Genomic DNA, 24,710 nt, shown 5'->3' with positions numbered 1-24,710 from the left:
CACGGCCGAGCGGGTCCTGCTCCCCATTCCACACCACGGGGCCCCCGTTGTCAGGTGGGCTCTCCGCACGGGGCGCAACGTGTCGCGCCGCCGACCCCGGCGGGGACGGCGGCGCGGCGCGTGGTCAGGCGGACCGGGTCACGGCTTGTTGACCGCGACGGCCTTGCGGCTCTCGAGGACCTGGTCCACGAGGCCGTACTCCTTCGCCTGCTCGGCGGTGAGGATCTTGTCGCGCTCGATGTCCTGGCGGACCTGCTCGACCGACTTGCCCGAGTGCAGCGCGAGGGTGTCCTCGAGCCACTCGCGCATGCGGATGAGCTCGTTCGCGTGGATCTCGATGTCGGACGCCTGCGCGTAGCCGCCACCCTCCATCGCGGGCTGGTGGATGAGCACGCGCGCGTTGGGCAGCGCGAGACGCTTGCCCGGCTGGCCCGCAGCGAGGAGCACGGCCGCGGCGGAGGCCGCCTGGCCGAGGCAGACCGTCTGGATCTGGGGCTTGATGTACTGCATCGTGTCGTAGAGCGCGGTCATCGCGGTGAACGACCCGCCCGGCGAGTTGATGTAGAGGATGACGTCGCGGTCCGGGTCCTGGCTCTCGAGCACGAGGAGCTGGGCCATGACGTCGTCCGCCGACGCGTCGTCGACCTGGACGCCCAGGAAGATGATGCGGTCCTCGAACAGCTTGGTGTAGGGGTCCTGGCGCTTGAAGCCGTAGGCGGTGCGCTCCTCGAACTGCGGGAGCACGTAGCGGGCGGACGGCGCACCGCCCGGCAGGGCGATGCCGCCGGGGCGGGCCGCGGGGCCGGCGAGGCGCTGGGCGGTGGACAGGTACTGGGACTCGGCGCTGAAGCTCACGGGTTCTCCTCGGTGAAGTCTGGTGTCCGGTGCGGGGTCAGGAACCCGTGGTGCCGCCGCCGCCGGTCACGGACGACGCGTTGGTGACGACGTGGTCGATGAAGCCGTACTCCAGCGCCTCCTGCGCGGTGAACCAGCTGTCCCGGTCGTTGTCCTTGAGGATCTGCTCGAGCGGCTTGCCGGTCTGCTCGGCCGTCAGCTCGGAGAGCACCTGCTTCATGTGCATGATCAGCTGCGCGTTGATGCGCACGTCGGTCGCCGTTCCGCCGATGCCGCCGGACGGCTGGTGCATCATGACGCGCGCGTGCGGCGTCGCGTACCGCTTGCCCTTGGTGCCGGACGACAGCAGGAACTGCCCCATCGACGCCGCCATGCCCATGGCGATCGTCGCGACGTCGGGCTGGATGTACTGCATCGTGTCGTAGATCGCCATGCCGGCCGTGATCGAGCCGCCGGGCGAGTTGATGTAGAGCCAGATGTCCTTGTCCGGGTCCTCCGCGGCGAGCAGCATCATCTGGGCGCAGATGGCGTTCGCGTTCTCGTCGCGCACCTCCGAGCCGAGCCAGATGATGCGCTCCTTGAGGAGCCGGTTGTAGATGGAGTCGTTGAGTCCGAGGCCCGGACCCTCGGCGCGGTTCACCGGGGCCGTCGCGTCGGACGGCAGGTACAGCTCGTTCACATCCATCTCCTTCGTCGCTCCCGCGGGTCGCCCCCGCCTGCGCTGCCCTGGCCGGCCGGGACGGCGTCCCGGTCCAGCCGTGCTGCAGTGACCCTAACGCGGTCCGTGCCCGCCGTTCGTCCCGGCAGGCCGCGTTTTCGCTGACGGCGCACCAGGTACCACGCCCCTCCCCGACGACGACGGCCCGCACCCTCGCGCGGAGGGTGCGGGCCGTCGTGGGGACCGTCCGGCCGGGGGCCGGCGACGCGTCAGGCCTTCGTCGCGTCCTTCTCGTCGTCCTCGACCGGCGCGTCGGCGGCGGGGGCGGCCGAGTCGTCCACGAGCGCCTCCTCGACCGGCTCGCCCGCGACGTCCTCGAGGGACTCGTCCGCGGCGGCGTCCTCGTCGTCCGAGCCGATGAACTCGGTCAGGTCGACGACGTTGCCGGCGGTGTCCTTGACCTCGATCTGGCGCAGCGCGACGGCGAGCGACTTGGAGCGCGCGACCTCGCCGACCATCGCGGGGATCTGCCCGCCCTGGTCGAGCGACTGGATGAACTGGTTCGGGTCCATCCCGTACTGGCGCGAGGCGCTCACGAGGTACTCGAGGAGCTCGTTCTGCGCGACCTTGATCTCGAGCTGCTCGGCGAGGGTGTCGAGCAGGATCTGGTTGCGCAGGGCGTCGGTCGCCTCGACCGTGACCTCGGCGCGGTGCGTGTCGTCCTCCAGACGGCCCTCGGACTCGAGGTGGCGGTGCACCTCGGCCTCGACGGCGCCCGCGGGGACGGGGATCTCGACGGCGTCGTTGAGCGCCTTGAGCAGCTCGTCGCGCGCGGCGACGGCCTGGTTCGACGTCTTGATGCTCGCGACCTGCTCGCGCAGGTCCGCCGTGAGCTCCTCGAGCGTGTCGAACTCGGAGGCGAGCTGGGCGAAGTCGTCGTCGGCCTCGGGGAGGTCGCGCTGCTTCACGGAGGTGGCGGTGACGGTGACCGCGGCCTCCTTGCCCTCGTGCTCGCCGCCGGCCAGCGGCGCGTTGAACGTGGTCGTCTCGTCGGCCGAGAGGCCGGTGAGCGCCTCGTCCAGGCCCTCGAGCATGTTGCCCGAGCCGATCTGGTAGCTCACGCCGGAGACGGAGTCGACCTCCTCGCCGTCGATCTCGGCCTTCAGGTCGAGCACGACGAAGTCGCCCTCGGCCGCGGGGCGGTCGACGCCGACGAGGGTGCCGAAGCGCTCGCGCAGCGCGTCGAGGCGCTCGGTGACGTCCTCGTCCGTGACCTCGGCGGGCTCGACGGTGATGGCGAGCGAGTCGAGCGCGGGCAGCGTGATCTCGGGGCGGACCTCGACCTCGGCGGTGAAGACCAGCTGGCCCTCGCCGGCCTTCGCCGGGATCTCGGTGACCTCGACCTCGGGCTGGCCGAGGGGCGCAGGTTCTCCTCGCTCGCGGCCTGGCGGTAGAAGCCGGAGAGCGCGTCGTTGACGGCGTGCTCGATCACGGCGCCCCAGCCGACGCGCTGGTCGATGACGCGGGGCGGGACCTTGCCCTTGCGGAAGCCGGGGATGTTCACCTGCTCCGCGATGTGCTTGTAGGCGTGGTCGATGCTCGGCTTGAGCTCGTCGTACTCCACCTCGACGGTCAGCTTGACCTTGGTGGGGTCCAGGGTCTCGACGGCGCTCTTCACTTCGATGATCTCCAACTGATCGGGGCGGGCCGCGGGCGGCCGGGGACGGCACCGCACGCGGGCGTACGGGCAACCGTCCCATCGTACGCGAGCGGTCAAGCGCGCCCGACGCGCGGACCCGACCTCGATCCCGACCTCGATCCCGACCTCGAACCTGACCCCGATCCGGGCCGTGGTCCCGGCCGGGGCACGACGAGCAGCACCGCGAGCGCGACGACCGCGGTCGCGACGACGGTCGGCCAGCGCAGCCCCACCACGCCGAGCACGTCGAGCAGGACCGCCATGACCATCTGGCCCCCGACGACGGTCAGCGTGAGGACGAACGTGCCGAGGTGGCGCACGGCGAACGCGGCCGCGACGGTGACGACCGTCCCGAGCGGCCCGCCCAGGTAGAGCCACCACTGCGGGGGCAGCACGACGCCGTCGAGCACGCCGAACGGGACGCCGAGCGCGCACACGAGCGTGATCCCCGCGAGCCCGCCCGTGACCGAGGTGAGGGTCGCCACGACCGGGTCGCCCGTGAGCTGCGTGACGCGGCCGTTGCCCGCCTGCTGCCCGCACAGCACCGCGCCGCCCACGAAGAGCGCCGCACCGGCCGCGACGACCGCCCACCCGGGACCGCCCGCGCTGCTCCCGAGCACCGCGATGCCCAGACCGGCGAGCGCCGCGAGGCCGGCGCCCGCACGACGCGGTGTGAGCCGCAGCGGCGCGGGCAGCCCGACGCCCCGCGCGTCGAGCGCGAGCCCGGCGACGGTCTGGCCGGCGACGGAGCAGACGGACGCGACCGCTACCCCGACGAGGGGGATCCCGGCGGCCATCGCGACGACGATCGGCACGCTGCACAGCCCGACGGCGAACCACCACCACGAGGCGGACGAGCGCACGACGGCGAGCGTGGACCGGACGCGGCGGCGGGCGACCACCACGAGCACGGTCGCGAGGAGGGTGCCCACGTAGGAGAGCCACGCGGCGAGGACGGGCCCCGTGCCCGCCGCCCCGAGGTCGCCGTTGAGGCGTCCCTGGAGCGAGAGGACCGCACCGCTGCCCGCGGCGACGAGCGCGGCGAGGGTCACGCGGGCTGCCGGACCGGCGGTCGCGGAGGACGGGGTCAACGGGCACCTCCCGGGACGGGACCGCCACGGCGGTCCGGACGTCGACGACGTCCCGCGACGCCCCGCAGGGCGCCGCGCGAAGGTCGGGGTGACAGGATTTGAACCTGCGACCTTCCGCTCCCAAAGCGGACGCGCTACCAACCTGCGCCACACCCCGTCGTCCGCCACGGCGGGCGGACCAGGGGCAAGTGTACTGGCGGGACGGCGCGCGACCGACGGGCCGCCGCGTGGGGAACGCCGTGGCACGGGCGGCCCGCCGACGTTTGCTAGGGTGGCGGCCGCAGGTCGGTGGCACGCCGTCCCGGGCGGCTGCACAGGCCGACCGTCGAGCGAGCCGAGGCCCGCGCGGGCGTAGCTCAATGGTAGAGCCCCAGTCTTCCAAACTGGCTACGCGGGTTCGATTCCCGTCGCCCGCTCCGTTCGTCCCACGACCCCACGGGCGCCCCGCCTCCCCGGCGAGGCGCCCGACGTCGTTCCCGGGCGCCGCGGACGGCGTTGCAGGCCCGCGCCGCGGACCGATAGCCTCGGGGCACGCGCGCCGTCGGCCCGCTCGGAGCTCCGGGCGACCCCCCGGCGCGACCGACCAGGAGGAGCGAGGAATGACCGCGACGACCGCGCGTCCTGCATCGCTGCACCGCGCCGCGCCGCGCACCTCCTGTTGTCGCTGTCTCGGCTGCCGCTGACGACGGCCGTCCCCGCGTGCCCCGGCACGCCCGCGCACGCCCCTCGTCCCGCCCGAGCCCGTCCGTCGCCCGCGCGCGCCCGCGCCGCCCCCGCGAGACGCTGGACCCCGGCCACCGGGCGCGCCCCGCTCCCCATCGGTACCCCCACCCGGCTCACCCCGAGCCGTCGACAGAAGAGGAAGACATGGCACGCATCTACGACGACGTCACGCAGCTCGTCGGCAACACCCCGCTGGTCCGGCTCAACAAGCTCACCGAGGGGCTCGGCGCCACCGTGGTGGGCAAGCTCGAGTTCTACAACCCCGCCAACTCGGTCAAGGACCGCATCGGCGTCGCGATCATCGACGCCGCCGAGGCGACCGGCGAGCTGAAGCCGGGCGGGACGATCGTCGAGGCGACGTCCGGCAACACCGGCATCGCGCTCGCGATGGTGGGTGCGGCGCGCGGGTACGACGTCGTGCTGACCATGCCGGAGACGATGTCGAAGGAGCGCCGCGCGCTGCTGCGCGCGTTCGGTGCCGAGCTCATCCTCACGCCGGGCTCCGAGGGCATGAAGGGCGCGGTCAGCCGCGCGGACGAGATCGTCGCCGAGCGCGAGGGCGCGATCCTCGCCCGCCAGTTCGCGAACGAGGCGAACCCGGAGATCCACCGCCGCACGACGGCCGAGGAGATCTGGGCCGACACCGACGGCGCGGTCGACATCGTCGTCGCGGGCATCGGCACGGGCGGCACCATCACGGGCGTCGGCCAGGTGCTCAAGGAGCGCAAGCCCGGCGTGCAGATCGTCGCCGTCGAGCCCGAGGAGTCGGCCATCCTCAACGGCGGCCAGCCCGGCCCGCACAAGATCCAGGGCATCGGCGCGAACTTCGTGCCGGAGATCCTCGACACCTCGGTCTACGACGAGGTCATCGACGTCAACGCCGAGACCGCCGTCGAGTACGCACGCCGCGCCGCCAAGGAGGAGGGCCTGCTCGTCGGGATCTCCTCGGGCGCCGCGATCGCCGCCGCGCTGCAGCTCGCCGCGCGTCCCGAGAACGCGGGCAAGCTCATCGTGACGATCATCCCGTCGTTCGGCGAGCGCTACCTGTCCTCCGTCCTCTACGCCGACCTGCTGGACTGACGTGACCGACCCCTACCCCCGCGCACGGACGGCCGGCCACCGGCTGCGCCGGTTCGTGCGCGTGCTCGGCGAGGACCTCGAGGCGGCCCGACGGCGGGACCCCGCCGCGCGCAGCCGCCTCGAGGTCGCTCTCGCGTACCCCGGCGTGCACGCCGTGTGGGCCTACCGGCTCGCGCACCGCATGTGGCGCGAGCCGCTGCTGCGCCTGCCGGCGCGGCTCGTGTCGCAGGCGGCGCGCGCGCTCACCGGCGTGGAGATCCACCCCGGTGCGCGCATCGGCCGACGGCTGTTCATCGACCACGGGATGGGCGTCGTCGTGGGCGAGACGGCCGTGGTCGGCGACGACGTCGTGCTGTTCCACACGTCGACGCTCGGCGGGCGCTCGATGAAGCGGGGCAAGCGGCACCCCACGCTCGGCGACCGGGTCGTCGTCGGCGCCGGGGCGAAGATCCTCGGGCCGGTGTGGGTCGGCGACGACGTCCAGGTCGGGGCCAACGCCGTCGTCGTCAAGGACGTGCCCGCGGGCGCGGTCGCCGTCGGCGTGCCGGCCACCGTCCGGATGCCGACGGGCACGCCCGCCGCGCGCGAGGCCGTCGAGGACCCGTCGCTCCTCATCGAGTACGTCATCTGAGGGGCCGCGACGGCGCGCCCGGATCGGCTAGTGTGGTCGTGGGCGGTACCTGAGACCGTGCGTACCGGATACCCCCTGCCCGGTGCGCCCTCGGGTACCGCCCGCTCACCGCCGGCCGCAGCCGCCCGTCCGTGGCCGCCGGTCCCGGCACCACGACCCTCGACGAGGAGGAGCGCGCATGCGCCTCGGCATCCACACCGGCTACTGGTCCGCCGGTCCCCCCGACGGCATCCAGGACGCGGTCGTCGCGGCCGACCGCCTCGGCGTCGACTCCGTCTGGACCGCGGAGGCCTACGGCTCCGACGCGTTCACGCCGCTGGCGTGGTGGGGCTCGCGCACGACCCGCATCCGCCTCGGGACCGCCGTCGCGCAGGTCTCCGCGCGCACCCCGACCGCGACGGCGATGGCCGCGCTGACGATGGACCACCTCTCGGGCGGCCGGTTCGTCCTCGGCCTCGGCGTCTCCGGGCCGCAGGTGGTCGAGGGCTGGTACGGCCAGCCGTACGCGAGGCCGCTCGCACGGACCCGCGAGTACGTGCAGGTCGTGCGCGACGTCCTGCGCCGGGAGGCGCCCGTGACGTCGTCCGGCCCGCACTACCCCCTCCCCCTGCCCGACGGCGTCGGGACGGGGCTGGGCAAGCCCCTGCGCTCGACCGTCCACCCGCTGCGCGCCGACCTCCCGATCCACCTGGCGGCCGAGGGGCCGAAGAACATCGCGCTCGCCGCCGAGATCGCGGACGGCTGGCTCCCGCTGTTCTACTCGCCGCGCATGGACGCGACGTTCCGCGAGCTCCTCGCGGACGGCTTCGCGCGCCGCGCGCCCGAGCGCTCGCCCGAGGCCGCGTTCGAGGTGAGCGCCACCGTCCCCGTCGTCGTGCGCGAGCACGTCGAGCAGGCCGCGGACCAGGTGCGCCCGTTCCTCGCGCTGTACGTCGGCGGGATGGGCGCCAAGGGGGCGAACTTCCACCGCGACGCGCTCGACCGCCTCGGGTACGCCGAGGCGTGCGACGAGATCCAGGCGCACTACCTCGCGGGACGCAAGGACCTCGCGGCCGCCGCCGTCCCGACGGCGATGGTCGAGGACGTCGCGCTCGTCGGCCCGCCCGAGAAGATCGCGCGCGACCTCGCGGCATGGCGCGAGACGGCGGTGACGACGCTCCTCGTCCAGGGCGACGCGACGGCCGTGCAGACGCTCGCCCCGCTCCTCGCGGCCCCGACCCCGGGCTGACCGGCCCCGCCGTCCGCGGTGGTCAGCCGTCGGCGCCGGGGAACCACACGGCCCGGCGCAGGTCCACGCGACGCCCGTCGCGCGACAGCGGGCACCCCTCGGCGCGGAGCTCCGCGAGCGCCGCGTCGAGGTGGTGCGCGGGCGGCGACCCCGCCGCGTTGACGATCCGCCACCACGGCACGGGGGCGCCGTCGTCGTCCACCCCGGACGACCCGGCGAGCACCTGCCCGACCTGGCGCGGGCCGCCCCGCCCCAGCGACTCCGCGACGATCTCCGCGACGAGCCCGTAGGTCATGGCCCGCCCGGGCGGGACGCGCCGCACGAGGTCGAGCACCGCGGTCGCGTACTCCTGCGCGAGGGCGCGAGGATCGGCGCGGTCGTCGTCGCCGCGTCCGGGGGTGCGTCGTGCCATGGCGCCCGACCCTAGCCGTCGCGAATGTCCTGGCGCGAGCACGGCCCGGGACAGGAGGATCGGGGGCATGAGCGACCACCGACCCGCACGCCTCCCCGACGGCTACGAGCTCGTCCCCCTCACGTCCGCCGACCTGCGCGACGTGCTCGACCTCGACACCACCACGTTCCCCTCTCCGGTCGAGGTCGACGAGCTCGTCGACCTCCCGTTCCCGCTCACGTGGGAGCGCGCGCTCGGCGTCACGGTCGAGCGCGAGGACGCGGACACGCCGCCCGTCGACGGCGCGCGCCCCGTGCGGCGCGAGCTCGTGGGGATGCACGCGTCGTACCCGTTCGCGCGCTTCCCGGTCCCCGGCGCGACCGCGCCGGTCGCGGGCCTCACCTGGGTGGGCGTCCACCCCGCGCACCGGCGGCGCGGCATCCTCAGCGCGATGATCGACACGCACCTCGCCCGGTGCCGCGAGCGGGGCGAGCCGGTCTCGGCGCTCTTCGCGGCGGAGGCCGCGATCTACGGCCGGTTCGGGTACGGCAAGGCGGCCGACGACGTGCGCCTCACCGTCCCGCGCGGCGTCGCGCTGCGCGACGTCCCGGGCGCGGAGCGGCACACCGTCCGGATCGAGCGCGCGGACCGCGCGCGGCACGGCGAGCTCGTCGCGACGATCCACGAGCGCGCGGGCGCCGACCCGACGGGCCAGGGCGCGGGCATCAACCGTCCGGGGTGGGCGACGCGCGAGACCCCCGAGCTCCAGGCGACGTTCTGGGACGACGCCAAGGTCTGGCGCAAGGACCGCGAGCCCACGCGCATCGCGATCGTCGAGCTCGACGGCGAGCCGCGCGGGTACGCGCGCTTCCACCGCAAGCTCTCCTGGGAGGCGACGGGCCCGCGCGGCCCGGTGAGCACGGGCGAGGTCGTCGCGCTCGACGCCGCGGCCGCCCGCGCGCTGTGGGGCGTGCTCACCGACCTCGACCTCACGCACGAGGTGACGCCCTTCATGCTGCCGGTGGACGACGTCGTCACGAGCCTGCTCGTGGACCCGCGCTCCGCGTCGCCTCGCCTCGCGGACAACCTCTGGGTGCGGGTCGTGGACGTGCCCGGCGCGCTCGCCGCGCGCCGGTACGCGGCGGACGTCGACGTCGTGCTGCACGTGACCGACGAGCGCCTGCCCGACAACGCGGGGCGCTGGCGGCTGCGGGCGGAGGCCTTCGGCCCGGCGACGGCCGAGCGGACCGACGACGCGGCGGACGTCTCCCTCGACGTGCGCGAGCTCGGCGCGGCCTACCTGGGCGGGACGTCGCTCGCGGCCCTCGGCGCGGCAGGTCTCGTCACCGAGCACTCCCCCGGCGCGCTGGCGCGCACGAGCGCGGCCCTCGGCTGGCCCGTCGCCCCGGTGTGCAGCTGGGTGTTCTGACCGGTCGGGCGCACCCGGGTCCCGGGTGCGCCCGCCGTCACGTCTGGCAGACGCCGCACCAGAAGAGGTTGCGCCCCGCGAGCTCCTTGAGGAGCACCGGCGTGCCGCACACTCGGCACGGCATCCCGTCGCGGTGGTACACGTAGAACGCCTCGTCCGCGGGCACGGCGCCCGGCGCGGCGTCCGTGTTCTGCCGCACGCGCCGTCGTCCCGTCCCCGCCTCGTCGGGGGCCTCGCCCGCGCCGTCGTCGCGGTGCTCGGGGCGCGTCGTGACGATCGCGCCCGTGCGCGCGCCGTCGCGCATGAGCACGACGAGGTCGTCCCACAACGTCCGCAGGTCCTCCGCGGGCACGTCGCGACCGGGGCGCATCGGATCGAGCCCGGCCCGGAACAGGGCCTCCGCGCGGTAGATGTTCCCCACGCCCGCGACGACGTCCTGGTTCATGAGGAGCAGCCCGACGGGGCTGCGCGAGCGCCGCACCGCGGCGACGAACGCGTCGCGCGGGTCGGGCTCGCCCGGGCCCGGGTCGCGGATCGGGTCCGGCCCGAGCCGGTCCTCGACCGCACGCTTCTCGTCGTCCGTGACGACCTCGCACGCCGTCGGGCCCGTGAGGTCCGCGACCGCGTGCGCGCCGACGAGCCGGACGCGCACGGCGCCGCGCGGCGGCGGGGGCGACCATGCGTCGTCGGGCCCCTGCGACGGCGTACCACCCGGGGCCGCCGGGACGGTCTCGCGCTCGCCGATCCGGCGTCGGGGCGCGCCGATCGCGTGCACGACGGCGGTGCTGCCGTCGCCCGCGAACGTCCACGCCCCGTAGAGGCCGAGGTGCACGCGGAGCCAGCGGACGTCGTCGGACGCGCCGCCCGGCCCGGCGAAGCCGAGGAACATCTGCTTGCCCCACGCCTCGCTCGCGACGAGCACGCGGCCGTCGAGCAGGGCGGCTCCCGCGGCGAACCGACCCTGCGGGCTGCTCACCGCGAGCGGCTCGCCCGTGAACAGCTCGCCGAAGGCGCGCGCCAGGCGGTGGACGGTGTGGCCCTCGGGCACGTCAGGCCGAGGTGCCGCGCGCCGCCTCGTACGCCGCGAGCTGGTCGATGCGGCGCTGGTGGCGCGGGTCGCCGCTGAACGGCTCCGCGAGGAACGCGTCGACGAGCGCGACCGCCTCGTCCACCGAGTGCTGGCGCGCGCCCACCGCGACCACGTTCGCGTCGTTGTGCTGGCGCCCGAGGCGCGCGGTCTCCAGGTTCCAGGCGAGCGCCGCGCGCACGCCGACGACCTTGTTCGCCGCGATCTGCTCGCCGTTGCCCGAGCCGCCGATGACGACGCCCAGCGAGCCGGGCTCCGCCGCCACCGCCTCGCCCGCCGCGAAGCAGAACGACGGGTAGTCGTCCTGCGCGTCGTAGGTGTGGGCACCGTGGTCGACGACGTCGTGACCCGCCGCCCCCAGGTGCTCGACGAGATGGGTCTTGAGCTCGTAGCCGGCGTGGTCCGCGGCGATGTGAACGCGCATGGGCTCATCATGCCCCAGCGGGCCCCCTCGCCGCCGGGGTGAGGCCGTAGCCTGAGACGCATGACACAGACCTCCCCGACGTCCACGCCTCCGTCCTCGTCCGGCCCGGCCGACGCGGCGCGCTCCGGCATCGACCTCGACGCGCTGGACCCCGCGGTCCGCCCGCAGGACGACCTGTACCGCCACGTCAACGGCCGCTGGCTCGCGACGCACGAGATCCCCGCCGACCGCGCGATGGACGGCGCGTTCCGGGCGCTCTACGACCAGGCCGAGGTGCACGTCCGCGAGATCATCACGGACCTCGGGGAGCAGGTCGCGGCGGGCGGCGCGGACGTCGGGCCGGACGCGGCGAAGGTCGGGGCCCTCTACGCGAGCTTCATGGACACCGAGCGGATCGAGGCGCTCGGCACCACGCCGCTGCAGCCCGACCTCGCGCTCATCGCGTCCGCCACGACGCAGGCCGAGCTCACCGGGGCGCTCGGCGCCCTCCAGCGCACGGGCGGCGCGGGCGCCGTCGGCTTCTGGGTCGACAACGACGCGAAGGACCCCGAGCGCTACGTCGCCTACCTCTACCAGTCCGGGCTCGGCCTGCCGGACGAGGCGTACTACCGCGAGGACCAGTACGCGCCCGTGCGCGAGAAGTACGTGCCGCACGTCGCGCGCATGCTCGCGCTCGCGGGCGTCACGTCCGAGACGTGGGGCGCGTCGCCCGAGGACGCCGCCGAGCGGATCGTGGCGCTCGAGACGAGGCTCGCCGCGAAGCACTGGGACGTCGTGCGCGACCGCGACGCCGACCTCACGTACAACCCGCGGACGCTCGCCGCGCTCGTCGAGGAGGCGCCCGGGTTCGACTGGCGCGCGTGGGTCCTCGCGCTCGGCGCGCCGCAGGGCTCGCTCGACGACGTCGTGGTCCGCGAGCCGGACTTCGCGGCCGGGTTCGCCGAGCTCTGGGCGAGCGAGCCGCTCGAGGACTGGAAGCTGTGGATGGTGTACCACCTCGTCACCGCCCGGGCGCCGTACCTCTCCGACGACCTCGTCGAGGCGAACTTCGACTTCTACGGGCGCACCCTGTCGGGCGCGCAGGAGGTGCGCGAGCGCTGGAAGCGCGCCGTCTCCGTCGTCGAGGGCGCGCTCGGCGAGGCCGTCGGCGCGCAGTACGTCGCGCGGCACTTCCCGCCCGCGCACAAGGCGCGCATGGAGGAGCTCGTCGCCACCCTCGTGGCCGCCTACCGCGAGTCGATCACGACGCTCGACTGGATGACGGACGAGACGAAGGAGAAGGCGCTCGCCAAGCTCGACGCCTTCACGCCGAAGATCGGCTACCCCGTGCGGTGGCGCGACTACTCGGCGCTCGTCGTCGACGCGCACGACCTCGTGGGCAACGTGCGCCGCGCCCACGCGTTCGAGCAGGACCGCGAGCTCGGCAAGATCGGGCGCCCGCTCGACCGCGACGAGTGGTTCATGACGCCGCAGACGGTCAACGCCTACTACAACCCGGGCATGAACGAGATCGTCTTCCCCGCCGCGATCCTGCAGCCCCCGTTCTTCGACCCCGAGGCCGACGACGCCGTGAACTACGGCGGCATCGGCGCGGTCATCGGCCACGAGATCGGTCACGGCTTCGACGACCAGGGCTCCAAGTACGACGGCGCGGGCCGCCTCGAGGACTGGTGGACGGCGCGCGACCGCGAGGAGTTCGAGAAGCGCACGACGGCGCTCGTCGCCCAGTACGACGCGTACCGCCCCGCCCAGCTCGGCGAGGACGGCCCGCACGTCAACGGCGCGCTGACCATCGGCGAGAACATCGGCGACCTGGGTGGCCTGTCGATCGCGCTCAAGGCCTACCGCCTCGCGCTCGGCCGTCCGCTGGAGGAGGCGCCCGTCGTCGACGGGCTCACGGGCATCGAGCGCGTGTTCCTCGGCTGGGCCCAGGTGTGGCAGTCGAAGGGCCGGGACGCGGAGGTCGTGCGCCGCATCGCGACGGACCCGCACTCGCCCAACGAGTTCCGCTGCAACGGGGTCGTGCGCAACGTGGACGAGTTCTACGGCGCCTACGACGTGCAGCCGGGCGACGCGCTCTACCTCGCTCCCGAGGAGCGCGTGCGCATCTGGTGACCCCGGACGCACGAAGGGCCCGCGGCGGGTCGTCCCGCCGCGGGCCCTCCTGCGTGGTGGTCGGGCCGGTCAGAGCGTCCGGATGCCCGCGCGCGCGATCGTGAAGCCCTTGCCCGTGGCGTCGTCGCGGCACGTCATGCCGGTCTCGGCGCTGTCGCACGTGAATGGGCCGACCGTCTTGGAGGTGCCGTAGTCGAGGATCGCGGTGTCCCCCGGCGCGGGCTGCGGCTGCTCGGCCGCGGGCACGCACGGCTGGTCGACGCTGCCGTCGGCGTCCAGGACGACCTTGTAGCCGACCGTGCCGTCGCACCCGTCGACCGGGGCGGGCTGCGTGCCGAGCTGGGCGATCACGCACGTCGCGCTGACGTCGGTCACCTCGCACGTGATGTTCCGCGACTCCGACGCGAACGTCTCGGACACCGTGGGCTCGGCCGGCGCCGGCTCCTCGGCGCCGTCCGTGGCGGTCGCCGCCGGGGACGTCGACGCCCCGCCGAGCGGTTCCTCGTCGCCCCCGCCGAGCAGCGAGATCGCGAAGACGATCGCCCCGAGGACGAGCAGCGCGTCGACGACGATGAACGCGATCCACCCCGCGCCCAGCCGGTTCGAGCCGCGACCGCCGCCGTCCCCGCTGCGCCCGTCGCGCCGGCCGGTCGACGGGCCGGACGGGGCGCCCGTCCCTCCCGACGAGGCGCGCGGGGCGGCGGCCGGGGCCGCCGAGGCCGGCGGGTGGTAGGCGGGCTGCTGCGCGGGCGGCGTGGCGGCCGCGTAGGCGGGCTGGGCGGTCGGCTCGTACGCCGCGGTCCCGCCCGCGTACGGACCGGCCGCGGCGTGACCGGCCGCCATGTCGCCCGGCGCGTAGCCGGGGCGGCCCGCGGCCGTCCCCACCGGGGCCGCGACGCCGAACCCGTTCTGCTCGGTCGCGTAGCGCACGCGCTGCGGCGGCACCGGTGACGGCGAGGGCGCCGGGACCGCGGGCTGCGCGGCCGTCGGGAGCTGGGTGATCGGCGTCACGTGCTGGACCGTCGTCGCCTGGAAGGACGCCGCCGACGCGACGACGGTCGGCTGGCCGTCCGCGGGCGTCGCGCGCGGCGCCTGGGCCGTCGGGCCGCTCGTCGGGGCGAACGAGGGCGGCCCCGAGGTCGCGTGCGCGGGCACGGGGGCGAACGCCGTGGTCGGCTGGGCGTCGTCACGACCGACCGCGGCCCCCGGGACGCCGCCGGGGGGCGGCGGCGGCGGTGGCACGGGTGCGTTCGGGGACATGCTCGGCTCCTCGCGGGCTTCCTCGGCGGTCTCGCCCGGCGCGACCGGGCGGCGGGCGCTCCTGGAACCGCCCGCGAACTGACGAAGCATGGCACGAGCCACCCGCACCGGTCGAACCCCGGGAGCCCCGCGACGCCCTCGCCCCCGGGGTCTGCACGACGTCCGCACGACGGCGGCGCCGCGCCCGACCTCAGTCGAAGACCGGACCCTGGGTGCGCGTGCGCTTGAGCTCGAAGAAGCCCGGCGTGCTCGCGACCAGGACGCACCCGTCCCACAGCCGCCCGGCGGCCTCGCCCTTCGGCGCGGGCGTCACCACGGGGCCGAAGAACGCCGTCCCGCCGAACGCGACGACGGGCGTCCCGACGTCCTCACCGACGCGGCCGATGCCCTCGGCGTGCGACGCGCGCAGCTGCTCGTCGTAGGCGTCGGAGCCCGCGGCGTCGGCGAGCGACGCGGGCAGGCCCACCTCCGCGAGCGCCTCGAGCAGCACCGCGTCGTAGTCCGTGCGGCCGCCCGGGTGCAGGCGCGTCCCGATCGCGTCGTAGAGGGGCTTGACGACGTCCTCGCCGTGCTCGACGCGCGCGGCGGTGACCACGCGCACCGGGCCCCACGCCTTGGCCATGAGCTCGCGGTACTCCTCCGGCAGGTCCCGGCCCTCGTTGAGCACCGCGAGGCTCATCACGTGCCAGCGGACGGTGACGTCGCGCACCTGCTCGACCTCGCCGATCCAGCGGCTCGTCATCCACGCCCACGGGCACACGGGGTCGAACCAGAAGTCGGCGACGCGCAGGTCGTCCTCGGTCGCGGTGGGGTCGGTCGTCGCGGTGAGCGTCACGGGGCGGTCTCCTTCGTCGTCGGGCGCGCCCGGGGTCCGGGTCGCCGGGGCGCGGCGGCCGGGCCGACGGCGTCCCCACCCCGTTCCGACACCGCGCGACCGCAGCGTATTCCCGGGAGCGGGCGCGGGCACGCGTGGGATGATCGTCCGTGGCCCACAGGCCGCCGTCGAGGCCGACCGGCCCGACCACGAGACCGAGGAGATGCAGTGCCCGGAGAGAACCTCACCCGCGCCGAGGCGAGCGAGCGCGCGGCGATCGTCGACGTCCAGTCCTACGAGGTCGACCTCGACCTCACGACGGGGGCGACGACGTTCGCGTCGACGACCGTGGTGCGGTTCACCGCGACCCAGGGCGCGAGCACGTTCGTCGACCTCGTCGCGCCGACCGTGCGCGAGGTCGTGCTCAACGGCCGTGCGCTCGACCCGGCGCAGGTGTTCGCCGACTCGCGCATCGCGCTCGACGGCCTCGCAGCGGACAACGAGCTGCGCGTCGTCGCCGACTGCGCGTACACCAACACGGGCGAGGGCCTGCACCGGTTCGTCGACCCGGTCGACGGCGAGGTCTACCTCTACACGCAGTTCGAGGTCCCGGACTCGCGGCGCGTGTTCGCCGTCTTCGAGCAGCCCGACCTCAAGGCGACGTTCGCGTTCACGGTCACCGCGCCCGCGGCGTGGGAGGTCGTGAGCAACCAGCCGACGCCCGCGCCCGAGGCGCTCGGCACGAAGGCCGACCCGACCGGCACGGGCGCCGGCGACGTCGAGGTCGCACGCTGGACGTTCGAGCCGACGCCGCGCATCTCGTCCTACATCACCGCGCTCGTCGCAGGGCCGTACGTCGTGGAGCGCAGCGAGCTCACGTCGTCCGACGGCCGCACGATCCCGCTCGGGGTCTTCTGCCGCGCGTCGCTCGCCGACCACATGGACGCCGACTACGTGTTCGACAAGACGCGCGAGGGCTTCGCGTTCTTCGAGTCCGCGTTCGAGCACCCGTACCCGTTCGACAAGTACGACCAGCTCTTCGTGCCCGAGTACAACATGGGCGCGATGGAGAACGCCGGGTGCGTGACGTTCACCGAGACGTACGTCTTCCGGTCCAAGGTCACCGACGCGGTCAAGGAGCGTCGCGTCGTGACGATCCTCCACGAGCTCGCGCACATGTGGTTCGGCGACCTCGTGACCATGAAGTGGTGGAACGACCTGTGGCTCAACGAGTCGTTCGCGGAGTACGCGTCGACGCTCGCGACCGCCGAGGCGACCGAGTGGCGCGAGGCGTGGACGACGTTCGCCGCGATGGAGAAGTCCTGGGCCTACCGCCAGGACCAGCTGCCCTCCACGCACCCCATCGTCGCGACGATCAACGACCTCGAGGACGTGTTCGTCAACTTCGACGGCATCACCTACGCCAAGGGCGCGTCGGTGCTCAAGCAGCTCGTCGCGTGGGTCGGCAAGGAGCAGTTCCTCGCCGGCGTCGCGGCGTACTTCCGCAAGCACGCGTGGGGCAACACCGAGCTTCGCGACCTGCTCGTCGAGCTCGAGGCCACGAGCGGCCGCGACCTCACCGAGTGGTCCGCGCTGTGGCTCGAGACCGCGGGCGTGAACACCCTGCGGCCCGAGTTCGACCTCGACGCCCACGGCCGCTTCACCACGTTCTCCGTGGTGCAGACGGCGGCGGCCGACCACCCGACGCTGCGCCCGCACCGGCTCGGGATCGGCTTCTACGATCTCGTCGACGGCGTGCTGACCCGCGTGCACCGCACGGAGGTCGACGTCGCCGGCCCGCGGACCGAGATCCCCGAGCTGCTCGGCCTCGACCGCCCGCAGCTCGTCCTGCTCAACGACGACGACCTCGCGTACGCGAAGATCCGCCTCGACCCCGCGTCGCTCCAGGTCGCGACCGAGCACCTCGCGGACCTCGCCGACCCGCTGGCCCGCTCGCTCGTCTGGGGCTCCGCGTGGGACGCGACGCGCGACGGCGAGACGCCGGCGAGCGACTACGTGCGCCTCGTGCTGGGCAACATCGCCCACGAGACCGAGTCGACGACGATCCGCACGACGCTCAACCAGCTCGCGCTCGCCGCGAAGACGTACGTGGCCCCGGAGCGCCGCGAGGAGACGCTCGCGCACGTCGGCGACGTGCTGTGGTCGCTCGCGCAGGACGCGGCCCCCGGCTCCGACCTGCAGTTCCAGCTCGTGAAGTTCTTCGCGCACCTCGCGTCGACGCCCGCGCACGGGGAGGCTCTGCGGTCGCTGCTCGACGGCTCCGCTGCCCTCGACGGGCTCGAGATCGACACCGACCTGCGCTGGGAGATCCTCGAGGGGCTCGTCCTGCTCGACCTCGCGGACGACGCCGAGATCGAGGCGACGCTCGACGCCGACTCGACCGCGACGGGTCAGCAGTCCGCCGCGCGGGCCCGCGCGACGGTGCCCACCGCCGCGGCGAAGCGCGCCGCGTTCGACCGCCTCGTCGGCTCGGACGACGCCCCCAACGCGATCGTCCGCGCCACCACGCTCGGGTTCCAGCACGTCAACGACCCCGAGTCGCTCGCCCCGCTCGTCGGCGCGTACTTCGACGCGCTGCTCCCCCTGTGGGACCAGCGGTCGTACCACATCGCCGAGGCGCTCGTCACGGGCCTCTACCCGGCCCCGCTCGCGAGCACGGTGCTGCGCGACGCGACGCAGGAGTGGCTCGACGCCAACGCCGACGCCGCCCCGGCGCTGCGCCGGCTCGTGGTGGAGAACCTCGCCGGCGTCGAGCGCGCCCTCGCGGCCCAGGCCGCCGACGCCTGACCCCTCGGGTCAGCACCCCTCACGACCGCGCGCCGGGTCGCTCCGCACGACGGGGCGGCCCGGCGCTCGTCGTCCCGCGCGGGTCCGCGACCAGGCGGTACCGGCGCGGCGAGCAGGCGATCCCGGCGCGTGCGGCGAGCAGGACGGACCAGAACGGCCTGCTCAGCGGTCAGAGGGAGTCGTTCATCGCCTTCGCGAGCGAGCGCAGGCGTGCGGAGTCGAACAGGTCCTCGAGCAGGACGAGGTTGCCCGACGAGTCGCCGAGCGGCACCTTCCAGTTCGGGTACTCCTGGTCCGTGCCCGGCTGGTTCTGCGAGCGGCGCTCCCCCACGGCGTCGGCCAGCGAGACGCCGAGCAGCACGGCCGGGGTGCTGCGGACGAGGCGGTGCAGGGCCTCGACGAGCTCGCGCTCGGACGGGTCCTCGCCCACGAGCGAGCGCTCGCGCAGGAACGCGATCATCGCGTCCCGCTCGGCGCGCGCGGCCCGCCGCACGTCGGCGACGTCCTCCGTGAGCACGCCCAGACGGTCCCGCAGCTCGACGTGCTCGCCCGCGAGGTACCCGGCCGTGGGCGGCAGGTCGTGCGTCGTGACGGTCGCGAGCGCGAGGCGCCGGTAGTCCTCCGGGGGCAGCGGACGGCCGTCGTCGGTCTTCTCGAACCACAGGACGGACGTGCCGAGGACGCCGCGGTCCGCGAGGTAGTCACGCACCCAGGGCTCGAACACGCCGAGGTCCTCGCCGATGACCATCGCGCCCGCGCGGTGCGCTTCGAGGCACAGGATGCCGACGAGGGCCTCGTGGTCGTAGCGGACGTACGCGCCCGCGTCGGCGCGCGCGCCGCCCGGGATCCACCACAGCCGGAACAGGCCGATGACGTGGTCGATCCGGATCGCGCCCGCGTGCCGCAGGACGGTGCGCAGCATGTCGCGGTACGGAGCGTACCCGGCCCGCGCGAGCGCGCGCGGGTGCCACGGGGGCTGGGACCAGTTCTGCCCCTGCTGGTTGTACATGTCCGGCGGCGCGCCGACGGACACCCCGGTGGCGAGCACGCCACGGTGCGACCAGACGTCGGCGCCCTCGGGGTGCACCCCGACCGCGAGGTCGTGCATGATCCCCACCGACATCCCCGCCTCGCGCGCGGTGCGCTGCGCGACGCGGAGCTGCTCGTCGGCGACCCACTGGAGCCAGCAGTAGAACTCGACGCGGTCGGCGAGCTGCTCGCGCAGCGCCGCGACGGTCGGGCCGTTCGGGTCGGACGCGCCGGGCGGCCAGTCCCGGTCGCCGTAGTGGTCGGCGAGCGCGCACCACGTGGCGAAGTCCTCGAGCCCCTTGCCCTGCTCGGCGCGGAACGCGTCGAGCGACGCCTGGCGGGCGGTGGACCGGGGCGCGGTGAACACGACCTCCAGCGCCGCCTTCTTGGCCTCCCACGCGGCGTCGCGGTCGATGGGACCGGGGTCGGTGTCGAGGTCGCGCACCGGGTCGAACGCCCACTCGACGAGCGAGCGGTCGGCCGCGGACAGGTACCCCGTCTCGCGGATGTCCTCGACCCTGATGTACAGCGGGTTGACGAAGCGGCGGCTCGTCGGGAGGTAAGGCGAGGGCGTCATCGGCGTGCGCGGCTCGGCGGCGTGCAGCGGGTTGACGAGGACGAAGTCCGCGCCGGCCTCGTGCGCGGCGAGCCAGGCGAGGTCGGCGAGGTCGGCCAGGTCGCCGACGCCCCACGACGCGCGCGAGCGCACCGAGTACAGCTGGGCCATGAAGCCCCACGCGCGCCGCTCCGCGACGGCGACGGGCAGCTCGAGCCGCTGCGGCGTCACGACGAGCGTCGCGCGCGCGTGGGCGCCGTCGCTCTCGGCGTGCAGGTCGTGCCACCCGAGGGGCAGGTCGGCCGGGATCTCGAACGTCGCGCGGCCGACGCGCCGGCCGTCGACGGTGCGCGGCTCGACGAACACGTCGAGCTGGCCGAGGTCGCGGCGCTCCCGGGGGGCGCGCGCGGCGTGGTGCCCGGCGACGCCGGAGCGGCCCTGCTCCGCCTCGAGCTCGACCCACACGTCGACGGCAGCGCCGTCCTGCACGTGCACGGGGACCGGCACGGCGTCACCCTGCCGCACGACGACGGTCGGGGGCAGCATCTGCCGCCACGCGTCGTCGCGCGAGTGCTCGAGGCTGACGGCGACCTTCTCCGGGGACGACGCGGGGACGCCGAGGGCCTCCAGCACGGCGACGAGGGTCGAGGCCCGGACCTGGCGGCGCGTCCCGTCGAAGTCCCAGAAGTCGGACGCGACGCCGTGGGCGTCGGCCAGCTGCACCAACGGCTCGGGCAGGTCCGTCTGCGGGGGTTCGCTCACGCCTGCATCCTGCCAGACCAGGGCCTTGCGAGCAGGACGATCGCCCGGCGTGCCCGGGGCGCTCTCATGTGCCCCGGGTACCCTGCCCGCATGTCCCTCCCCCTTCTCGCTCCTGCCGTGCGCGTGCCCGCGGAGGTCCCGGAAGAGCTGAGCAACGGCTTCGACCCGAGCAATCCCGACGACTGGTTCGAGTGGTTCGTCGGCCTCCCGCTGCGCGTGCTGCTCATCGTCGTGATCGGGGCGCTCGTCCTCGCGGTCGTGCGCCGGCTCATCCGCCGCGTCTCCGAGCACATCGCCGAGGGCACGCCCACGCTCCGCGGCAAGCGGCTCAAGGGCCTCGGCGGCTCCGAGGTCGGCAGCGTGCTGCTGCGCGCGAACCCGCTCGCGAGCGCCCGCCGGGCCCAGCGGGCGCGGACCGTGGGCTCGGTGCTGCGCTCGACCGCGAACATCGTCATCGGCGCGACGATCGTGCTCATGGTGCTCACCGAGCTCGGCGTGAACATCGCGCCGTTCCTCGCGTCGGCCGGCATCGCGGGCGTCGCGCTGGGCTTCGGCGCGCAGAGCCTCGTGAAGGACTTCCTCTCGGGCACGTTCATGCTCCTCGAGGACCAGTACGGCGTCGGGGACACGGTCGACTTCGGCGAGGTCACGGGCACCGTCGAGGAGGTCGCGCTGCGCGTGACGAAGGTCCGCGACGGCAACGGCACGCTGTGGTTCGTCCGCAACGGCGAGATCCTGCGGACGGGCAACAAGACCCAGGAGTGGGGTCGCGCGGTGGTGGACGTGCGCGTCGCGTACTGGGCCGACGTCGAGGCCGTGCGCGCGGCGCTGCTCGCGGCCGCGGAGGACGTCGGGAGCGACCCGGTGCTCGGCACGTACTTCCTCGAGCCGCCCGAGGTCACGGGCATCGAGGCCATGACGGCCGAGGCGCTGCAGCTCAAGGTGCAGGTGAAGACCCAGGCCGCGATGCAGTGGGAGGTGGCGCGGGCGCTGCGGTCGCGCGTCCGGCAGGCGCTGTCCGACGCGCGCATCCCGCTCGCCGGAGCGCAGCAGGTGGTCGTCCTCGACCACTCCCCGTCGCTGCCCGACGACCGAACCGACGCGCGGTCCGGCGCAGGGCCCGACGACCGGCCCGACGACACGGGCGACCGGTCCGCGCAGGCGGCCCGCGACAGGCGCGGCGCCGCCGCGGCGACCGTGGTGCAGGACGCGGCGGGCGGCCCGGCGTCCTGAGCCGCGCGGCGCCGTCGGGCACGACCACGACGGCGCCGGTCCCTCCGTGCGGAGGGACCCGGTGGGGACTCAGCGCAGGCCGTCGAGCTCCGCGGCGAGGTTGTCGGCCTCCGGGCCGACGATGACCTGGACGACGCGGCCCGAGCGCACGACGCCGAACGCGCCCGTCGCCTTGAGGCGCGCCTCGTCGACGAGCTGCGGGTCCGTGACCTCGACGCGCAGGCGCGTGATGCACGGCTCGAGGTCGACCACGTTGCCCTGACCCCCGAGGGCGTCGAGGATGTTCTGTGCCTTCTGGTCCGAGGGGGTGCTCATCGAAAGTGTCTCCTGAGGCGAGTCGCGGGTGGGGATCCGCGCGGGGGATCCGGGGTGTCGGGGTGCCGAGCACCTGGGAACAGCCTAGTCTCCTGGCGAGGTTGTCACCGGATCGACGCGGCCCCGCAACGCCCCCGCAACAGGGACGTGCACGGCGGCCTGGCGGTCGGACCGTGACGGGCACGCGTGCGCACCGGCCCGGGCACCCGGGTCGCACGCCCGAGGCGGACGAGGAGCGAGGGTCGTGACGGGCGGAACCGAGGACGAGGCACGGCAGGTCATCACGGGCATCGGCGTGTGCCCCGGCACGGTCGTCGGGCCGGTGGTGCTCATGCCGGAGGCCATCGACGAGCCGGCGCCCGGGCTGCGCATGGGCCCGCGCGAGGACCACGAGGCACAGGCGCGGCGCGTCGACGCCGCGGCGGAGCAGGTCGCGGGCGACCTCCAGCGCGCCGCGGACGCCGCCGACGGCGACGCGCGCGACGTCCTCGAGGCGACGGCGGCGATGGCGGCCGACCCCACGCTCGCGGCCGACGCGCGGCGCCGCGTGCTCGACGAGCACCTCGTGCCCGAGCGCGCGGTGTGGGAGGCCGCGGAGGAGGTCGTGCGGCAGTTCACCGAGCTCGGCGGGTACTTCGCCGAGCGCGCCCGCGACGTCGCGGACGTCCGCGACCGGCTCGTCGCGGCCCTCACCGACCGCCCCGCGCCCGGCGTGCCCGAGCACACCGAGCCGTTCGTCCTCGTCGCGTACGACCTCGCGCCGTCGGCCACGGCCGCGCTCGACCCCGCGCGCGTGCTGGCGATCGTCACCGACGGCGCCGGGCCGACGTCGCACACCGCGATCGTCGCGAACGCCAAGGGCATCCCCGCGGTCGTCGCGGCCACGGGGGCGAGCGCCGCGCTCGCCCCGGAGGACGTCGTCCTGGTCGACGGCGCGGCCGGGACGGTCGTCGTGCACCCGTCGCCCGAGCAGGTGGCCGCGGCGCGGGCCCGCTCGCAGCAGGTGCGCACGTTCGACGGCACGGGCCGCACGCGCGACGGGCACCGCGTGCAGCTCCTCGCGAACGTCGGCGACCCGGCGGGCGCCGCGGCGGCGGCCGCGTCCGGCGCGGAGGGCGTCGGGCTGTTCCGCTCCGAGTTCTGCTTCCTCGACCGCGAGCAGCCGCCGACCGTCGCGGAGCAGGTCGCCGCCTACCGCACCGTCTTCCACGAGTTCGGCGGGCGCAAGGTCGTGATCCGCACCCTCGACTCCGGCGCGGACAAGCCGCTGCACTTCCTCACCGTCGACGACGAGGAGAACCCGGCGCTCGGCGTGCGCGGGCTGCGCACCGCCGCGCGCTGGCCGGAGCTGCTCGAGCAACAGCTCGACGCGATCGCGCAGGCCGCCGCGGCCGAGGAGGCCGAGGTGTGGGTCATGGCGCCCATGGTCTCGACCGTCGGGGAGACCGAGTGGTTCGTCGAGCGCTGCCGCGCGCACGGCCTCGACGTGGCGGGCGTCATGGTCGAGGTCCCGAGCGCCGCCCTGCTCTCCGGGCCGATCCTCGCGCGCGCGGCGTTCGCGTCGATCGGCACCAACGACCTCACGCAGTACACGATGGCCGCGGACCGGCTCCTCGGGTCGCTCGCGGAGCTGAGCGACCCGTGGCAGCCCGCCGTGCTCCGGCTCGTCGAGGCGACGTGCGCGGGCGGGGCCCAGCAGGGCCGGCCCGTGGGCGTGTGCGGCGAGGCGGCGTCCCAGCCGGTGCTCGCCGTCGTGCTCGTCGGGCTCGGGGTGTCGTCGCTGTCCATGACGGCGCGCGCCATCCCCGACGTCGCGGCGCTCCTGCGCGAGGTCGACGTCGACGAGTGCCGACGGCTCGCGCGCCTCGCGGTCGAGGCGGAGAGCGCGGCCGAGGCGCGCGCCGTCGTGCGCGAGAACCTGCCGGTGCTCGCCGAGCTCGGGCTGTGACGTGCGCCCGGACCGCCCCGGGCGGCGGCTCCGGGCTCGGGAGCGCGGCGCCGCCGGTGCGATGATGGGCCGGTGACGACCGAGCCCACCCCCCGCCCGACGCTGCCCGTCGCCGGACTGTCGAACGGCGCGCCGGCCGGCCCCCCGGGCGCGACCGCGCCGGTCCGCCCGAGCCGCACGTTCTACGACGAGGTCGGCGGGCACGAGACGTTCGTGCGTCTCGTCGACGCGTTCTACGAGGGCGTCGCGGACGACCCGGTCATGCGGCCCATGTACCCCGAGGAGGACCTCGGTCCGGCACGCTGGCGGCTCACCGCGTTCCTCGAGCAGTACTGGGGCGGCCCGACGACGTACAGCGAGCAGCGCGGCCACCCGCGCCTGCGCATGCGGCACGCGCCCTTCAAGGTCAACCCCGACGCGCGCGACCGCTGGCTCGCGCACATGCGCGCCGCCGTCGACACCCTGGACCTGCCGCCGATCCAGGAGGCGACGCTGTGGGACTATCTGGAGCGCGCGGCGCACTCCCTCCTCAACACCTTCGAGGACTGACCGACCCGCCGCCCGAGCGAAGGAG

20 protein-coding genes, 2 tRNA genes and 1 pseudogene are annotated in these 24,710 nt (G+C 74.8%); 11 read left to right on the top strand and 12 right to left on the bottom strand.

Going from position 1 to position 24,710, the window contains the following annotated elements; translation table 11 throughout:
• Positions 1-138 precede the first annotated feature (138 nt).
• From BJP59_RS05735 to BJP59_RS05715, 5 genes and pseudogenes are all read right to left on the bottom strand, one after another.
• Positions 139-855 carry an ATP-dependent Clp protease proteolytic subunit gene (locus tag BJP59_RS05735; protein WP_021482022.1) on the bottom strand — a complete coding sequence of 239 codons (717 nt, stop codon included), beginning with the start codon at positions 853-855 and terminating at the stop codon, positions 139-141.
• A gap of 37 nt (positions 856-892) precedes the next feature.
• Positions 893-1,540: an ATP-dependent Clp protease proteolytic subunit gene (locus BJP59_RS05730; protein ID WP_044144211.1), complete on the bottom strand. Its 648-nt coding sequence runs from the start codon at positions 1,538-1,540 to the stop codon at positions 893-895.
• A gap of 242 nt (positions 1,541-1,782) precedes the next feature.
• Positions 1,783-3,191, bottom strand: a pseudogene (tig, locus tag BJP59_RS05725) (trigger factor).
• A gap of 95 nt (positions 3,192-3,286) precedes the next feature.
• Entirely contained in the window at positions 3,287-4,303 is a 1,017-nt protein-coding gene (locus BJP59_RS05720; RefSeq protein ID WP_194522449.1) for a DMT family transporter, read from the bottom strand.
• A gap of 83 nt (positions 4,304-4,386) precedes the next feature.
• Positions 4,387-4,460, bottom strand: a tRNA-Pro gene (locus BJP59_RS05715).
• Between the two features lie 188 nt (positions 4,461-4,648).
• Here BJP59_RS05715 and BJP59_RS05710 point away from each other — a divergent pair.
• From BJP59_RS05710 to BJP59_RS05695, 4 genes are all read left to right on the top strand, one after another.
• Positions 4,649-4,719: transfer RNA gene (locus tag BJP59_RS05710), tRNA-Gly, on the top strand.
• 451 nt (positions 4,720-5,170) lie between these two features.
• Entirely contained in the window at positions 5,171-6,106 is a 936-nt protein-coding gene (gene cysK / locus BJP59_RS05705; protein ID WP_194522448.1) for a cysteine synthase A, read from the top strand.
• A 1-nt stretch (position 6,107) separates the two neighbouring features.
• Positions 6,108-6,737: a serine O-acetyltransferase EpsC gene (gene epsC, locus BJP59_RS05700; protein WP_228485292.1), complete on the top strand. Its 630-nt coding sequence runs from the start codon at positions 6,108-6,110 to the stop codon at positions 6,735-6,737.
• Positions 6,738-6,915: 178 nt separating this feature from the next.
• A complete protein-coding gene (locus tag BJP59_RS05695) occupies positions 6,916-7,965 on the top strand; it encodes an LLM class F420-dependent oxidoreductase (protein ID WP_194522447.1) in 1,050 nt (349 codons plus the stop codon).
• Positions 7,966-7,987: 22 nt separating this feature from the next.
• Here the strand turns inward: BJP59_RS05695 and BJP59_RS05690 are convergent, their stop codons facing one another.
• A complete protein-coding gene (locus tag BJP59_RS05690) occupies positions 7,988-8,377 on the bottom strand; it encodes an MGMT family protein (protein WP_194522446.1) in 390 nt (129 codons plus the stop codon).
• A 67-nt stretch (positions 8,378-8,444) separates the two neighbouring features.
• On the opposite strand from BJP59_RS05690, the gene BJP59_RS05685 reads away from it, so the two are divergent.
• Positions 8,445-9,785 carry a GNAT family N-acetyltransferase gene (locus BJP59_RS05685; protein ID WP_194522445.1) on the top strand — a complete coding sequence of 447 codons (1,341 nt, stop codon included), beginning with the start codon at positions 8,445-8,447 and terminating at the stop codon, positions 9,783-9,785.
• A 37-nt stretch (positions 9,786-9,822) separates the two neighbouring features.
• Here BJP59_RS05685 and BJP59_RS05680 read toward each other — a convergent pair whose 3' ends face one another.
• Both BJP59_RS05680 and BJP59_RS05675 read right to left on the bottom strand, forming a co-directional pair.
• Complete coding sequence (locus BJP59_RS05680; protein WP_194522444.1) at positions 9,823-10,833, bottom strand: Fpg/Nei family DNA glycosylase; 1,011 nt, start codon at positions 10,831-10,833, stop codon at positions 9,823-9,825.
• A 1-nt stretch (position 10,834) separates the two neighbouring features.
• On the bottom strand, positions 10,835-11,296 hold the full coding sequence (locus BJP59_RS05675) for a ribose-5-phosphate isomerase (RefSeq protein ID WP_021482425.1): 462 nt from the start codon (positions 11,294-11,296) through the stop codon (positions 10,835-10,837).
• Positions 11,297-11,356: 60 nt separating this feature from the next.
• On the opposite strand from BJP59_RS05675, the gene BJP59_RS05670 reads away from it, so the two are divergent.
• On the top strand, positions 11,357-13,411 hold the full coding sequence (locus tag BJP59_RS05670; protein ID WP_194522443.1) for a M13 family metallopeptidase: 2,055 nt from the start codon (positions 11,357-11,359) through the stop codon (positions 13,409-13,411).
• Positions 13,412-13,480: 69 nt separating this feature from the next.
• On the opposite strand, the gene BJP59_RS05665 is transcribed toward BJP59_RS05670, so the two are convergent.
• On the bottom strand, positions 13,481-14,422 hold the full coding sequence (locus tag BJP59_RS05665; RefSeq protein WP_194522442.1) for a hypothetical protein: 942 nt from the start codon (positions 14,420-14,422) through the stop codon (positions 13,481-13,483).
• Here BJP59_RS05665 and BJP59_RS05660 point away from each other — a divergent pair.
• Entirely contained in the window at positions 14,409-14,753 is a 345-nt protein-coding gene (locus BJP59_RS05660) for a hypothetical protein (RefSeq protein WP_076406707.1), read from the top strand. The two genes, BJP59_RS05665 and BJP59_RS05660, sit on opposite strands and share 14 nt — an antisense overlap.
• Before the next feature lie 108 nt (positions 14,754-14,861).
• Here BJP59_RS05660 and BJP59_RS05655 read toward each other — a convergent pair whose 3' ends face one another.
• Positions 14,862-15,506, bottom strand: coding sequence for a mycothiol-dependent nitroreductase Rv2466c family protein (locus BJP59_RS05655; RefSeq protein WP_228485291.1), 645 nt, complete (start codon positions 15,504-15,506; stop codon positions 14,862-14,864).
• A 207-nt stretch (positions 15,507-15,713) separates the two neighbouring features.
• Here BJP59_RS05655 and pepN point away from each other — a divergent pair, with 207 nt between their 5' ends.
• Positions 15,714-18,293: an aminopeptidase N gene (gene pepN / locus BJP59_RS05650; protein ID WP_194522441.1), complete on the top strand. Its 2,580-nt coding sequence runs from the start codon at positions 15,714-15,716 to the stop codon at positions 18,291-18,293.
• Between the two features lie 169 nt (positions 18,294-18,462).
• On the opposite strand, the gene malQ is transcribed toward pepN, so the two are convergent.
• Positions 18,463-20,640, bottom strand: coding sequence for a 4-alpha-glucanotransferase (gene malQ, locus BJP59_RS05645; protein ID WP_076406704.1), 2,178 nt, complete (start codon positions 20,638-20,640; stop codon positions 18,463-18,465).
• 90 nt (positions 20,641-20,730) lie between these two features.
• Between malQ and BJP59_RS05640 the strand changes: the two genes are divergently transcribed.
• Positions 20,731-21,873 (top strand): mechanosensitive ion channel family protein, encoded by a 1,143-nt coding sequence (locus BJP59_RS05640; RefSeq protein WP_194522440.1) that lies wholly within the window; start codon positions 20,731-20,733, stop codon positions 21,871-21,873.
• Positions 21,874-21,942: 69 nt separating this feature from the next.
• Here BJP59_RS05640 and BJP59_RS05635 read toward each other — a convergent pair whose 3' ends face one another.
• Positions 21,943-22,224 carry a glucose PTS transporter subunit EIIB gene (locus BJP59_RS05635; protein ID WP_255181276.1) on the bottom strand — a complete coding sequence of 94 codons (282 nt, stop codon included), beginning with the start codon at positions 22,222-22,224 and terminating at the stop codon, positions 21,943-21,945.
• A gap of 208 nt (positions 22,225-22,432) precedes the next feature.
• Between BJP59_RS05635 and ptsP the strand changes: the two genes are divergently transcribed.
• Together ptsP and BJP59_RS05625 are read left to right on the top strand one after the other, a co-directional pair.
• Positions 22,433-24,136: a phosphoenolpyruvate--protein phosphotransferase gene (gene ptsP, locus BJP59_RS05630; protein WP_194522439.1), complete on the top strand. Its 1,704-nt coding sequence runs from the start codon at positions 22,433-22,435 to the stop codon at positions 24,134-24,136.
• 117 nt (positions 24,137-24,253) lie between these two features.
• Positions 24,254-24,685, top strand: coding sequence for a globin (locus tag BJP59_RS05625; protein ID WP_194522945.1), 432 nt, complete (start codon positions 24,254-24,256; stop codon positions 24,683-24,685).
• The last annotated feature ends 25 nt before the right edge of the window (positions 24,686-24,710 follow it).

The organism is Cellulosimicrobium sp. JZ28 (assembly GCF_015327065.1).
Classification (GTDB): Bacteria; Actinomycetota; Actinomycetes; order Actinomycetales; family Cellulomonadaceae; genus Cellulosimicrobium; species Cellulosimicrobium funkei.
Note: the sequence above shows the minus strand (reverse complement) of the source record. Positions and strands in the feature narration are given on the sequence as shown.